At 42.5% G+C, this 14,152-nt stretch carries 16 protein-coding genes; 3 read left to right on the forward strand and 13 right to left on the reverse strand.

Features of this window, described 5'->3' with window-relative positions; all coding sequences use genetic code 11:
- Positions 1-30 precede the first annotated feature (30 nt).
- The 8 genes from QNH43_RS21005 to QNH43_RS21045 all read right to left on the reverse strand — a co-directional run bounded on the left by QNH43_RS21005 (position 31) and on the right by QNH43_RS21045 (position 8,871).
- Positions 31-1,974, reverse strand: a complete 1,944-nt coding sequence (locus tag QNH43_RS21005) for a PTS mannitol transporter subunit IICBA (RefSeq protein ID WP_283915518.1) — start codon at positions 1,972-1,974, stop codon at positions 31-33.
- 201 nt (positions 1,975-2,175) lie between these two features.
- Positions 2,176-3,468 carry a CitMHS family transporter gene (locus QNH43_RS21010; protein ID WP_283915519.1) on the reverse strand — a complete coding sequence of 431 codons (1,293 nt, stop codon included), beginning with the start codon at positions 3,466-3,468 and terminating at the stop codon, positions 2,176-2,178.
- Between the two features lie 249 nt (positions 3,469-3,717).
- Positions 3,718-4,599 (reverse strand): helix-turn-helix transcriptional regulator, encoded by an 882-nt coding sequence (locus QNH43_RS21015; RefSeq protein ID WP_283915520.1) that lies wholly within the window; start codon positions 4,597-4,599, stop codon positions 3,718-3,720.
- 136 nt (positions 4,600-4,735) lie between these two features.
- Complete coding sequence (locus QNH43_RS21020) at positions 4,736-5,425, reverse strand: response regulator (RefSeq protein WP_283915521.1); 690 nt, start codon at positions 5,423-5,425, stop codon at positions 4,736-4,738.
- A gap of 11 nt (positions 5,426-5,436) precedes the next feature.
- Positions 5,437-7,014, reverse strand: coding sequence for an ATP-binding protein (locus QNH43_RS21025; RefSeq protein WP_283915522.1), 1,578 nt, complete (start codon positions 7,012-7,014; stop codon positions 5,437-5,439).
- Positions 7,015-7,258: 244 nt separating this feature from the next.
- Positions 7,259-7,462: a hypothetical protein gene (locus QNH43_RS21030; RefSeq protein WP_283918465.1), complete on the reverse strand. Its 204-nt coding sequence runs from the start codon at positions 7,460-7,462 to the stop codon at positions 7,259-7,261.
- A complete protein-coding gene (locus tag QNH43_RS21035; RefSeq protein ID WP_434060133.1) occupies positions 7,398-7,817 on the reverse strand; it encodes a collagen-like protein in 420 nt (139 codons plus the stop codon). The genes QNH43_RS21030 and QNH43_RS21035 overlap by 65 nt, the downstream gene beginning before the upstream one ends.
- 145 nt (positions 7,818-7,962) lie before the next feature.
- The gene (locus QNH43_RS21045; protein WP_283915523.1) at positions 7,963-8,871 is read right to left on the reverse strand and encodes a DNA-3-methyladenine glycosylase family protein; all 909 of its coding nucleotides are present in this window, start codon (positions 8,869-8,871) and stop codon (positions 7,963-7,965) included.
- A 210-nt stretch (positions 8,872-9,081) separates the two neighbouring features.
- On the opposite strand from QNH43_RS21045, the gene QNH43_RS21050 reads away from it, so the two are divergent.
- Both QNH43_RS21050 and QNH43_RS21055 read left to right on the forward strand, forming a co-directional pair.
- Entirely contained in the window at positions 9,082-9,678 is a 597-nt protein-coding gene (locus QNH43_RS21050; protein ID WP_434060210.1) for a bifunctional transcriptional activator/DNA repair enzyme AdaA, read from the forward strand.
- Positions 9,668-10,192 (forward strand): methylated-DNA--[protein]-cysteine S-methyltransferase, encoded by a 525-nt coding sequence (locus QNH43_RS21055; RefSeq protein WP_283915525.1) that lies wholly within the window; start codon positions 9,668-9,670, stop codon positions 10,190-10,192. The genes QNH43_RS21050 and QNH43_RS21055 overlap by 11 nt, the downstream gene beginning before the upstream one ends.
- A 58-nt stretch (positions 10,193-10,250) precedes the next feature.
- On the opposite strand, the gene QNH43_RS21060 is transcribed toward QNH43_RS21055, so the two are convergent.
- From QNH43_RS21060 to QNH43_RS21075, 4 genes are all read right to left on the reverse strand, one after another.
- Entirely contained in the window at positions 10,251-10,694 is a 444-nt protein-coding gene (locus QNH43_RS21060) for a DUF2690 domain-containing protein (RefSeq protein ID WP_283918415.1), read from the reverse strand.
- A gap of 83 nt (positions 10,695-10,777) precedes the next feature.
- Positions 10,778-11,239: a DUF2690 domain-containing protein gene (locus QNH43_RS21065; RefSeq protein ID WP_434060134.1), complete on the reverse strand. Its 462-nt coding sequence runs from the start codon at positions 11,237-11,239 to the stop codon at positions 10,778-10,780.
- A 372-nt stretch (positions 11,240-11,611) separates the two neighbouring features.
- Entirely contained in the window at positions 11,612-12,235 is a 624-nt protein-coding gene (locus QNH43_RS21070; RefSeq protein ID WP_283915527.1) for an NUDIX hydrolase, read from the reverse strand.
- A gap of 7 nt (positions 12,236-12,242) precedes the next feature.
- A complete protein-coding gene (locus QNH43_RS21075; RefSeq protein ID WP_349654781.1) occupies positions 12,243-12,509 on the reverse strand; it encodes a transporter suffix domain-containing protein in 267 nt (88 codons plus the stop codon).
- A 177-nt stretch (positions 12,510-12,686) separates the two neighbouring features.
- On the opposite strand from QNH43_RS21075, the gene QNH43_RS21080 reads away from it, so the two are divergent.
- On the forward strand, positions 12,687-13,466 hold the full coding sequence (locus tag QNH43_RS21080) for a copper homeostasis protein CutC (RefSeq protein ID WP_283915528.1): 780 nt from the start codon (positions 12,687-12,689) through the stop codon (positions 13,464-13,466).
- Between the two features lie 248 nt (positions 13,467-13,714).
- On the opposite strand, the gene QNH43_RS27865 is transcribed toward QNH43_RS21080, so the two are convergent.
- Positions 13,715-14,146, reverse strand: a complete 432-nt coding sequence (locus QNH43_RS27865; protein ID WP_434060135.1) for a UPF0715 family protein — start codon at positions 14,144-14,146, stop codon at positions 13,715-13,717.
- Positions 14,147-14,152: the final 6 nt, after the last annotated feature.

The following is a 14,152-nucleotide window of genomic DNA, read 5'->3' on the forward strand; positions in this document are numbered from 1 at the left end:
AAACGCTTTTCTATTCTTGGTTAAGTTTATTTAATTATTTCCGGCATTTATAATATCCATCAATTCCCTGGCTGATGTGGCTTTAACCATTTTTTCGATATTCTCCATCTCAGAGCAGGTAACTGCAATGCCAGATAGAATTTCAAGATGTGTCCCGTCCTTGCCGGCAATGCCGAATATCAATCTTGCCTTTTGGCCGTCAAAGTCGACACCATCAGGAATTTGTAAAACGGTAAATCCTGATTTAAGGACATCTTTCTTAGCTTCCTCGGTCCCGTGCGGAATGGCTACATCATTTCCCATATAGGTCGAAGTCAATTCATCACGGGCAATCATTGCTTCAATATAGCTTTCCTTAACGTAACCTGCATTGACCAAAGCTCTTCCGGCAAAGCGGATCGCTTCTTCCTTATTGGCGAATTGTTGATTAAGGAAGACGTTTTCTTCGCTAAGCAATTCATTATCATCCTGCTCATCATCGGTGATGCCAGGCTCGATAGAATGTTCACGAACACCTGGGACCTTCTCTTCAGCATCTTCGACGATTTCATGCAGCTCATCGGTGCCATCGTCCTGAAGCCGTGCAAGCAATGAATCGTATTCAGGGCTCGATAGGAAATTATCGACGGATACATGATAAGCATTCGGTACTTTATTTTGTGCCCTTGGAGTTAACTCTTCCTGTGTTATGACGATTTGTGCATCAGCAGGAATGTTCGAGATCGCCGTATTGGTCACGGTGATATTCAATCCGGCTTCCTTCACCTTCTTGCGAAGCAGCGAAGCTCCCATCGCACTTGATCCCATCCCAGCATCGCAGGCAAATATTATTTTGCTGACGTTTGTTGGCATCGTTCCCGGATCTGAAGCGAATACATCGGCAACAGAGCTTTTCTTGCCTTTCATTTCTTGCATTTTTTTCGCGGCATCTTCAATATTCTCTTCAGATTGCTTTCCTGTTTTCAGGATGAATGCACCGACGATGAATGAAACAAGGGCGGCTACGATCACGCCTGCAAAGTTAGCAATATAAGCGCCCGCATTATGCGGAGTTACGGCTGTAATGGCAAGTATGCTGCCTGGAGAAGCAGGAGCGAACAAGCCTCCGCCTAGCAGGACCAATGTGAATACTCCACTCATGCCTCCAAGAATGACGGCTAAGAATAACATCGGCTTCATTAGGATATAAGGGAAATAAATTTCATGGATCCCGCCGAAGAAATGAATGATGGCAGCTCCTGGAGCCGATTTCTTCGCCGTTCCCTTTCCGAAAAAGCAATAGGCAAGCAATACGCCGATACCCGGTCCAGGATTCGATTCCAGAAGGAACAGGATGGAAGACCCTGTTTGTTTAACTTGCTCTACACCGATTGGTGATAGTACACCATGATTGATCGCATTGTTCAAGAACAATACCTTGGCAGGCTCGATCAGGATACTTGTCAACGGCAGTAAACCTGTACCGACGAGCCAATCGACTCCTGCTACAAGCCAGCCTGTAAATACGTCTACAGCAGGCCCGATGGCCAAAAAGGATAGGATTGACAATAAGCCGCCAATTATCCCCGCTGAGAAATTATTAACAAGCATTTCAAAACCGGCTTTTATTTTCCCTTCAATCAATTGATCGAATTTCTTGATGACATAACCGCCGAACGGTCCCATTATCATGGCGCCGAGGAACATCGGGATATCAGATCCGACGATGACACCCATTGTCGCAATGGCACCGACTACGCCGCCACGGTGGTCATGGATTAGCTTACCACCTGTATACCCAATTAAAAGCGGCAGTAAAAACGTAACCATTGGTGTAACCATTTTGGCAAGGCTTTCATTTGGCAGGAAACCAGATGGGATGAATAGGGCAGTGATCAGCCCCCATGCTATGAAAGCTGATATATTCGGCATGACCATTGAACTTAGAAAGTTACCGAACTTTTGAACTCCAACTTTTATATTAAAGTGAGCCATTTTGCTCTCTTCCCTTCATATTGATATAGTTTCCTTTAATCTTAAGGTACGTACCTTCCGCATTCAATAAAAGTAAAAGCTAACTTTGTCGCGAAAGAGAAGACAAACATAATGTATCTCACTCTTCCAGATTTATTCAGCACTTGATGCAGACAGAAAAGAGTCCCGTTCGCATCTTGACGAACGGGACTCTTTAGGACTTTATAGTGGGATGATTCCCAATAGGACACATACCAGTATCATGACAAGCGTCGATCCGCATGCCCATTTCAGGAAGGTGCGCTGCAATGCACCGAAATCTTCCCCTACCATTCCAACCAATAGATAGGTAGATGGAACAAGCGGGCTTAATAGATGGACGGGCAACCCTAATAGTGAAGCTCTGCCGATCATGGCAGGGTCAATTCCATAAGCAGCTCCCGCTTTAGCAAGCAATGGGAGTACACCATAATAAAATGCATCATTAGACATGAAGAACGTAAATGGTGCTGAGATGATGGCCGTGATGACAGCAAAATGTGCGCCCATTTGATCTGGAATATGCTGAATCAAAGAGTTTGCCATTGCATCGACCATTTCCGTACCGGCAAGGATTCCAGTGAAGACACCTGCTGCAAAAATCATCGAAATTACAGATAAAGCATTGTCCGCATAGTTTGCCACACGCTCTTTTTGATCACTGAGTTTCGGATAATTAACCGTGATGGCAATGGCAAAACCTATCATGAACAGTACCGCTGAAGGCATAAGCTCCATGATCAGCGCCACCAGCAATGTAAGAGTCAATGCGTAATTGAATATTATCAATTTAGGACGCTTAAGATAAGCATCTTCCGTTGCAGCCGCTTGCTGTGCCATAACATGATAGTCGACTTCTATGATCCCGATTCTTTTTCTTTCTTTTTTACCCATGCAATATGCCATGAAAAGGACGAACAGGACTCCGCCGATCATCGCTGGAATGACAGGGGTGAAAACATCGGACATATCAAGTTTTAATGCGGTCATCACCCGCGCTGTAGGGCCTCCCCAAGGAAGAAGGTTCATGACTCCAGATGACGAAACGGCAATACCGGCCAATACAAGCGGCCTCATGCCAATCCGTTTATATAGCGGAAGCATGGCTGAAATCGTTATCATATATGTGGTTGTACCATCTCCATCCAAGGAAATCAGCAAAGCCAGGACGGCCGTGCCGATGGCGATTTTCACTGGATCTCCTTTTACAACCTTAAGTATCGTATTGATGATCGGATCAAAAACGCCAGCATCGATCAAAATGCCAAAGAAAAGGATCGCAAATAAAATCATGATTCCCGTTGGCGCAACGTCTTTGATCCCTTCCAGCGCCATCTCACCCATTTTACCGCCAAACCCGCCAATAAGTGCAAAGGCACTTGGCACTGCAATCAAAGCTATCATGGCTGAAAGTCGCCTTGTCATAATTAATATCATAAACGTTACTATCATCAAGTATCCTAATAAAGCGAGCATATCAATCACTCCTTATCTTCTAATAAGGTAAATTGTATATGAAACCGCTTCATTTGTAAGCGTTATCAATTTATTGTGTTTTAAAACTATTTTGTTAATTTTGTTCATTGTGTTCACGGAAACGATTTTTCGAGACTGAACCGGCGCCACTCCCCGGGTTGAATGGCGGGTTCTTTAGGGAAACGATTGCAATTATTAAGAAAACTTAGACTATATCTTCATTGCTGGCAAAGGCATGCTACTGCGCATTTATTCTTCAAAAGATAGATTTGCCGGTCCATCCAGGAGGTCACAGCCGTAATCTATATTGGTCGTTGGTGTACCTTTACTGACTTCCTCGAATTCCAGTTCATCGATCCATACTTTGCCACGCCCTGAAAGAAGGACCCCGAATGAAATGATGGCACTGTTTTCGGGTACATCCAGGACAATATAATAATGGTTCCATTCCGTATCGTTAACGATGGGCCGGTTCCCCATATTGTCGAATTGCAAAACATCATGAAGGGCATTATCCACCCTCATCCATAAGCCACAAAATCCATCAACATCTTTTGATTTTAAAAAACCCGACAGTTTCATTCTTTTACCAAGGTAATTTTCCGCCTTGAATTGTTGCATCATCGTTGCAAATTCCTCCTTGGATTCCGCAGTGACGGATTTCAGGAAACCTGATGCCTGGCCTTTATGGTATGTCTCCCGGTCAATTCCCATTTTATAATTGAATGGATGACTCCCGCTTAAATTCCATCCTTTTAATAATTGTTCGTTTTTCATCGTCATTTCCTCCTTTTGCAAGGTTAATTTACTTACAAGTTTCCGATATTGCCCTGGCGGCAGTTCATAATATTTCTTAAATGAACGAGTAAAGGATTCTTGTGTTTCAAAGCGGTAATAAAAAGCGATGTCGATTATTTTTTCATCTGTATAAAGCAGCATGTTAGCTGCATTGGCGATCCTTCGATATCGAATATATTCTGATACGGTCACGCCAACCTCCTTGTGAAAAATACGATGGTAATGATATTTCGAAAAACCTGCGAATCGTGCGATGTTTTCCAAGGATAATTCCTCTTGTAAGCTATTCTCTATATATTCAATCGTTTTTTGGATGATGGGACTGTATCTCATTTCCGAACCTCCTTAAGAATAAGATAACAGATTAAAACATCGTTTTTTTGACATATATTGCTTTTTTCGAAACCTTTCAATCCTTGCATGCATAAAAAAAAACACCTCCAATCTTGAAGGTGCTTCACACTTAATTCTATTGAATTTTATAATATCTTCGCTCAGGTCTTCCCACTACCCCGTATACGACTTCCGCTTTACATTTCTTTACGGATATCAAATATTCCAGATAGCGTCTCGCGGTTGTCCTGGAAGCGCCGATCTGGCCGCTCACTTGCTCAGCCGACAAACCGATATCGCTTGCTTTGAGTACCTCGATTACTTTCGCCAAAGTGATTTCGTCGACCCCTTTCGGTAAGGCCGGCCCATCGTTCGTTTCCGAAACCGCAGATCCCTTTTTCAAAATGAGATCAACAAAATCCTGATCTATCTCTTGTTTGGATTTCATCAGATGGACTTTCTTCAGATACTCTTCGATAACTTGATTGAAACGCTTCATTTCCACTGGTTTAATTAAATAATTCTCTACACCATAGTGTAGCGCCTTTTCAAGTTGGTCTTTATCCGTTGCCGCGGTAATCATGATGATATCCACATTCGGGAACTTTTTCCGTATGTCCGGAAGGAGGTCTGTACCAAGTTGATCTGGCATATATACATCAAGCAAAAGCAGATCCGGGCTTTTTTGCTCCAAGATCCGAAGCGTTTTTTTGGCATTGACGGCTTTTCCGACCACTTCTATTTCTTCAAAGTTTTTTAAGAATTTTTCATGGATATCCGCTACACGAAAATCATCTTCTGCGATGACTGCTCTTATCTTCAGCATTCTTTCCCTCCTCACTGTTCTTTAGGAAGATACACGGTGAATATGGTGTTCCCATCCTCGCTGTGAACTTCGATGATGCCGCCCAGCTCTTTGACGACATGATCAGCATTCGCAAGTCCATAACCACTCGGACTTCCGCTGTTTTTCGAAGTGAAACCCCGATCGAAAATATGGGCGACGGCATCCTCAGGTATTCCTTTTCCGTTATCGCTCACTTCAAATACCATATCATTTCCGATATCCGTGGCGAAAAATTTCACGAGCGGCTCTTCCACGCTTGAAACCGCTTCAAGTGCATTATCGATAATGTTGCCTAGAATCAATGTTAGTTGTGACAATTTTATATGATCCGGCAGTTTCTCTAGGTAACTTTGGGCGTCTATTTCGAAGATGATCTTCTTCTCCGATGCCTTCCCTATCTTTCCAAGTAAAAGGGCTTGTACCTTTGTATCTTTTATCTGTTCGAACACGACGCGGTTCAGGGAATGCAATTCGGATGTTTCGCTTTGAATCATATCTATTGCTTCATCATATTCGCCTAATTGTATCAAACCTGAAAGGACGTATAGTTTATTGGTGAACTCATGGGTTTGTGCCCTTAAATCCTCTGAATGCATCTTCACTTCCGATAATGTGTTGACCATTTCCTCAATTTCCGTTCGATCACGGAACGAAGCCACAACACCGCTTACCCCTTCACTATCGAAGATTGGCGTACAATTGACGATAACGGATTTGTCTTTCCATGAAATCTCCTTATCCACCTGCGGTTCACCAGACTTCAGCACTTCGAATAAATATTTCGAAGGAAATAGGCCATCCACATTCAAATGGCGAACGGACTCTTTAATATCCAGCAATTTTTTTGCCGGCTGATTCATCGAGGTAATCAACCCATTTTGGTCAATGGCCAGAATCCCCTCTTTCACCGATTGAAGCACTGCATTTTTTTCTTTATATAAATTGGCGATTTCAAATGGTTCCAGCCCCAATGTATCTTTACGTATGCTCCTTGCCAGCATATAACTGCCAATGATCGATATCATGATGGCCACTAAAGATACAATCATCTCTTTCGACAAGTCCTTGAAAATTTGGGCGCGGACATCATCGACTAAAAAACCGACGGAGACGATTCCAATTATTTTTCCATCCGCATTAAATACCGGTGACTTCCCCCGAATGGAAAGACCGAGTGATCCTGCCGCTTCGGAGACATAATATTCGCCTTCCTGAATGGCCCTGGCATTATCCCCGCCTTCCATCCGCTTCCCAATTTCGGAAGCCAGCGGATGGGAGTAGCGAATTCCCTCTTTATTCCCGACTACGATGAACTCAGCCCCTGTTTCCCTGCGGATCTTTTCGGCAATCGGCTGGATTGTGCGAGCGGGATCATCCGTTTCAAAGGCATCTGTAACGGTAGGCATGAAGCTAATCGTCTTTGAAAGTTCCAACGCCAATTGACCTTTATCCTTTGCTATTTGCCTTCCTTCCATATAGGAAAAAGAAGTCGTCAATAATATAATCAAAAACAGGCTCAACGATAAGACTAACCCGAGAATCTTGGTTTCCAGCGATACTTTCCTCATATTCAACAGCATCCTCTATTTTCATTTTCATTCACTAAATTTTATAGGAGCATAATGATTTTACCATTTCTATTAAATATTGAACATTGTTGGCCGTTTATTTCGCCACATTCAAAAATGAAAGGAATATATGACTTTTTAAGAAAGAGTGTCACTCCGATCATGATATTAGGATCAAGTCGCCATTGTTTTACACCACGTATCTCTTTCCCTAGTCTGAGTGATGACCGCTTTAGGGGGACAATCAACGATAGGCTTTTCCTTTAATGATGTTTTTCTTTGGATAGTGCTGCTTCTGTCTTGCTGCCATATCTTTTCGTATTGGAAGCAAAACAATCAGAAACATAAAATGCTCAAAGGGAACATCTCCTTTGAGCATTTTTTCAAAAACAGCTAAATGAATTGATTTGTCTTGTATCGATACCAAAAAACGTCCAGAACCTGCCATTCCACCTGAAGCCGGCAACAGAACGCGGACCGACGAAAATGGGGTAATACCAGAAACGTGCACCATTATTAAGCCATATAAAAGTATTCCTGAACAGGCAAAACGAAATGGCACCTGGATCTACGGCAAATGTTGAAGCCGATTGCTGTTGGGGGATAAACGCTGGCGGGGGCGCTGTTGGTGCTTGCGAACCCGGCGGTGGTCCTGGCTGCCCTGGAAATTGAGGCGCACCGGGAAAACCGGGCTGGCCTGGAAAGCCCGGTGATCCCGGGATGCCTGGAAAGCCGGATAGACCAGGAAACTGCCGTTCAAGATAAACCTGATCTTCATAATGATACGTTGGGTACATATACATGGTCATTCACCTCTATTAGATTGAATGTAATAAGTTATGATATATGGACTCAAGGTGTTTGGGCTGGAAAAGCAATTTATCTCCGAATTTAGGGATATATCGACGATTTCTTCTGTTTTATCTCCGAATAGGGATATACACGAAGTCAATATAGCAATCTCCATAAATAGAAGGTCGCATAGGATTCCCAATCGGCCCACGCTTCCGATAGTTTCAGGATTGCCGCTTTCGTTGGTTTTGCTTCCGTTTCCATGACCAGTTTCATGGAATTATGCAGCCCGACATCATCGATGGGAAAGGCTGCGGGAAAACGCAAACAGCGCATCAAGACATAGTTCGCTGTCCACGGACCGATTCCCCGTATTTTGGTCAGCATTTTTTCGGCCTCTTTTACATCCTTTGCACTCAACAGCTTTTCTATAGTAAGTTCCCCTTCTGCAATCAGTTGAGCGACGCCTATTAAATATTCACACTTCTTCACCGTCATCCTCAAATCGGCAAAATCTTCGACCGTCAATTTCGCGATCACATCAGGCTTTGGAAATAGCCAATATTGCTTTCCTTCGAATTCAACAAAATCACCAAATCCTTCCACAAGCCTCCGTTTCAAGGTATAGGCATAAGTCAAGTTAATCTGCTGTCCAAGTATTCCCCAGGCAATCGCTTCAAATAAATCCGGGATGCCCATATTTCTCAAACCGAAGAATTGGCTTACCGGCTTTTGCAATAAAGGGTCATTTTGGGCCAGCTCATAAAAAGGAAGCAGGTTTGTCTCAAGATCGAACCAGTGACGAACGTATTGGGAAACAGCATCCTTTACCTGATTATCCATCGGTGTTGTTCGTCCTGGAAACCGCACGGTCAGCTCCGTTTCATTCATCGCACTGATTTCCACTAGGAGTGTCTCGTTTTCGACAACAAGTGCTCGATAAATTTTTTGATCAACAATATCGAACAGACATTCATTGGAGGATCTTGATAAGTATGTAAGATTTTCCGAAAAACTAAACTCCTTTGGTGCATGAATCCTCAATTCAATCATGCCTTCATCCATTGATAATGTCCTCCTTTGTCCCATTCTCTTTATTCTATTGAAAAATGGATACGTTATCTTGCGCTTTCATTTAACTACCTTATTTTAACAAAACAACCCTATCCATAGGAAAATTCCCCCTTATTTAATCATTACGTTATCTTGCTTTTATATTATCAAAATGTTTGTATATCACCCCTTTCTTGTATACTAAAAGCAGAGGTGAATATGTTGAATCCGAAAAAAGCAGATTTCCCGAATGAATATTGGAAAGCTATTATAGATTGTGATGCAGCATATGATGATCATTTTTTATATGGAGTAATAACGACGGGCATCTTTTGCAGGCCCTCCTGTAAATCCAGGGTGCCGAATAAGGAAAACGTGAAGATTTTCAAAAATGCCATGATGGCTTTGGAAGAAGATTTCCGGCCTTGTAAACGATGTAAACCGGAAGGATTGAATTTGCCGACAGAAGAATGGGTTGAACAAATAGCCGAATGGATCGACACCCATTACAGCGAACCCCTCACATTGAACAAATTGGCGGATATTTCCCACGGCAGCCCCTATCATTTACAACGATCATTCAAGCGTGTGAAGGGGATATCCCCAACTGAATACATTCAACGGCTACGGCTTGAAAAAGCAACGTGGCTGCTGGAAAAGTCCGAACAGCCGATAACTGAAATAGGCTTGGCTGTCGGGTTCTCCAGTACACCCTATTTCATAACGCTATTCAAAAGGAAAATGGGAAATACCCCTTCAGGATATCGGAAAGCTTATCTCAAAACTCAAGCTTTGGAGCGTGATCAAAATGAAGAATGATGAAGAACAAACCATTGATTGGTCCATATTGCGTTATGATAGGTGGCAGTTATATGTGGCCAAAACGGAAAAAGGGCTTTGCTATGTAGGCTCACCCGGTCAAACGTATGAAGAACTGGAGTCTTGGTTACAAAAACGCTTTCCAAATGCGAGACTTATTGAAAATGAAAAAGCATTAACACCCTATCTAAAAGAACTCCAAGAATATTTCGAAGGGATCAGGCAGGCCTTCTCTCTTCCGACAGATGTAAAGGGCACGCCCTTTCAAGAAGAAATTTGGGCAGCATTGAATCAAATACCTTACGGAAAAACCTGTTCCTATTCCGATATTGCCCAAATCATCCAAAGACCTGCGGCTGTTCGGGCGGTCGGTACGGCCATTGGTGCCAACCCTGTTCTGATCACGGTGCCATGTCACAGGGTCATCGGAAAAAACGGGAATATTACCGGTTACCGGGGAGGTACGGAGATGAAACAATATCTACTTCATTTGGAAGCTGAAATGAAAGTGTGACTACAATCTGACCGCAAAAAAAAGCATCCGGCCAACGGATGCTTTTTGCCTTTGTTTTTTAGTACCAAATGGTCACCGCTTTATTATATGCATCACTATTTGGGATTGCATGTATCCCTTGGGCCTGTGCCTTGCGCGGGTCATAATCATATACCATTGGTGTATAGCACGAGGTCTGCCCGATATTCACGACACCATTACCCCCGGAACTGGCACATGTATAGGCCTTACCATCAGTACTTCGGACGATTCTGGCGTCCGCTTCATGGTTGTATACGGCGGGGCGTGTCACGGTCACTTTTGCCCAGGCGGTTTTACAGACAGTGCTGAATTTCAATTCTACGTACGAATTTGAATCAATCCATTTTTTATCCTTCGTTACCGCCGAACTTGCACAACTATTATAGAATGGACTTTTTCCATCATAAGTATGTGTTTCGGCCAGAGCCTGATTTTTTCCAAACCCAAAGTCGACAAGAAACATCGACAGTGTCATCACCATGGATAAACCTATCATTTTAAGCTTTTTATTCAAGTCATTCATCCTTTCTTTCCATAAAAATTGATGAAGGCTATCCTTTTTCATTAATACCAGTCGGTTTCACCTGCTGTATATGGCCAAAAAGCCACCGCTTTTGCTTTTCGCGGATCTAAATCATAGACCATTGGTGTATAGCATGACGTTTGACCTTTATTTATTTCGCCATTTCCTCCAGGAGATGCACAGCTAAATTGTTTATTATCAGTATTTCGGACAACCAAAGCCGTTGCCTCCCCATCTGCTTTAGCCGGTCTGCTTAGAGTGAGCTTTGCCCAAGCCGTTTTACAAGTCGTGCTGAATTTCAACTCCAAGTTGGCGGAAGCACCGTTGGCATAAATTTTCACGGCCTTCTTCGTTACTGCGCTATTCGCACAATTATTATAGTAAGGACTTTTTCCATCATAGGTGTGTGTTTCTGCTGATGCTTTGCTTGCAAAAAAATCAAGGGAGCCAAAAAGGACTAAAGAAGCTACAAAAAATGAAATACATAAAACCATTTTCTTCATTATCTCACTCATCCCCTTAACAAAATTTGTACACTGTTCATCTTACAATTTTGTCATATTCTTACAAGTGATAAATTCCCTAGTTGATGAAAAACTACATCTCCACCTTTAACTTGCAGTCTGCCATCACTATTACAGTCTAGTATGTCTCGCTTTATCAACTGAATCACCACAGGACAAAGTCATTATCCCTATGAGCGATTCAGGACAAATAAGGTAACAACTAAGGATTTTTGCGTATCGAGCTAAGACAAAACGAGCCAATAGACTGCAGTTGATCAGGAAAGATACAGGTCGATGTACTTAATGTTCTTTTCAAGAAAAAAGAAAAAGCCCCGCCAAAACTCAAATCGTTTTGGCGGGGCTTCATTTTCATTTAGCGAGGTTTTCCCTGACCAATCTAATGATGCTTTCATAATAGGAAAGATCATGCGGAACGAACTCATCCCGTCCAACATACCGATCGATCATCATCCTACGGCCTTCGTGATTCACTTCAAATCCCTTAATATTCACTTTGTCCTCCGCTCCGGTCCAAAGCTCTTCGAAGTCATTCAGCGCAACCTTCACCATTCCGGAAACCTCTTCTGGCTGCAGGGTGAAATCATCGAAGCTATGTGCACTTTCATATAGAAAGACGTTTGCCAGTTCTTTGTCGATGAAATCTTCTTTCGTTTGATGGTATTCAATGATCCCTAATGGAACCAACTCTTCAAAGGAAACGTCAATGCCTATTTCTTCTTTAATCTCCCTGACTCCGTCGTATACCGTTTCATGAGCCAGCAAATGGCCTGCTGCCGTAATATCCAATAGGTTCGGATAATCTTTTTTCATCGCACAACGATGCTGAAGATATAGGTGATCCACGCCCGCTTCCGAACTTGCGAACCAGCAGTGGAAAACCTCATGCAAATGTCCCAATCTATGTACTTCCTCACGCGAAGCCACGCCTGTTTGTATGCGATTGGAATCGAAAACTTTCAACTCAGTTTCCATGGAAGCTTCACCCTTTTTCTTTTCTCCAATTTTTCGGGTTTAAATAACCTTTATATTTAGCAGCCACTTCTTTCCCGACCAAAAGCGCGCCTGCCCAAAACATGACCTCCGCAAAGACGATCGCACCTGTTATGACCCCTGCTTTAGCCGCAGTCGAAAATGGCGTAAAAGGAGCTACGACAGGAATGATCCAAGTGAGAAGGGAAATGATCAGGAATCCCATTCCTACTTTGTAAAACCTCGACTTCTTTACTTTCTTAACTTCTTTATCCAATTAAATAACCTCCGTCATGATGATTTTCATTTAATTACCCTGCCAAACATTCCACTTTCAAATATACCATTGAATATATTCTTTTTTATACGTTTGATTGTTCATTTCGTTTCATAAATATGAGAAATAAAGAAATTCCATTTGAGGAAAACTAGTGCAGGTATTTGATAAGAGGTCATGGTATCCATTAATGAATTGACTTTACTATTCTTAATGGATTTAATAATCTTATACAAACTGTTCTTAAAACACTTGCATGCAGGAAAGGAAAATCCAATGTACATTGAATTCATTGCCACAACGATAGAAGATGCCATTATTATCGAAGAGTCGGGCGCAGACCGAATCGAGCTTGTCAGTTCTTTGGCCGAGGGGGGATTAACTCCCAGCCACGCCCTAATAGAAGCTGTCGTCCATTCAGTAAAGATTCCAGTCAACGTGATGGTAAGGCCTCATAGCCAGTCGTTTTGTTATACGCAAAATGATTTGGAAATCATGAAAAAAGATATTCAAATCATTCGATCACTGGGGGCGAACGGGGTCGTATTGGGTGCATTAAATGAAGAAAATGAAATCAATCTACCATACCTCGAAGAACTATTGACAGTATGTGAAGGGTTGGAGATTACATTTCACCGGGCCATCGATGATACAAACGACCCAGTCATTTCAGCTGAAATGCTGGCACGATATCCAGAAATCACAACGATATTGACGTCAGGTGGGCATGGGGATTTCCCCAGCCGCATGAACACGATTCAACAAATGAAAAGAGTCTGCGGCGACATGGCGATACTGGTTGGAAGCGGCTTAAATAAGGATAATATCCTTGCTATCCATTCTGAACTGCATACCGGCCACTATCATTTTGGTACGGCTGTTCGAAAAAACAACAGTATCATTGAAGGAGTTACATTAGAAAAAGCTAAGGAAATCGTAAACATGCTAAAGAAATAATGTTGGAAAGGGACCGCTTCTTTGGTCCCTTTTATGATGCAGATCTCTTTTTTGTAAAAGACTGTTTTCCCATACTTTATTGCTATTTACCAAGTAAAGCGGTGTGGGTGATTTCCCCTCCAGATGCTCGCTTTCCGCGGGGCGGGCGGTGAGCCTCCTCGGCGTGAACGCCTGTTGGGTCTCACCTGCCCCGCTGCTCCCGCAGGAGTCTCGCACTTGCGCTCCAATCAACCTTAAATCGTTTTGTTTCAAAAACAACAATCTTTACGAAAAGAGCCTTGTAAAAAGACCGAGTCCCAAAACCAAAAAAATAATGCCGCCGAAAGACTTATTGCATAGTAATTCATTGTAGTTAAAACTTCCATACTGAAGTCAAAATTGAGCACCGAACTATAAATGAATACAGCCAGCAAAGAGAAAAAAATATAAAGGCATAAATAAAGTAAACTGAATTTTTTAGGATGTTTATTGAAAAGGACCTGTAGCGGAACGGCAAATAATAAATAAGGGATAATGACATAAAAAGAAAACACGATAATGCCAAGCACCCCCCAGGAGCGCCAGCTAAACATAACCATCCCTGTGGAAAGCGACAGACAGGATGAGACTAGACTAAAAAAATAATAAGGAATTACATCGCTTAGATCCGATGCCTTTTGACTCATTTTCCAAAGTTCCATTTTAAC

The organism is Peribacillus simplex (assembly GCF_030123325.1).
GTDB lineage: Bacteria > Bacillota > Bacilli > Bacillales > DSM-1321 > Peribacillus > Peribacillus simplex_D.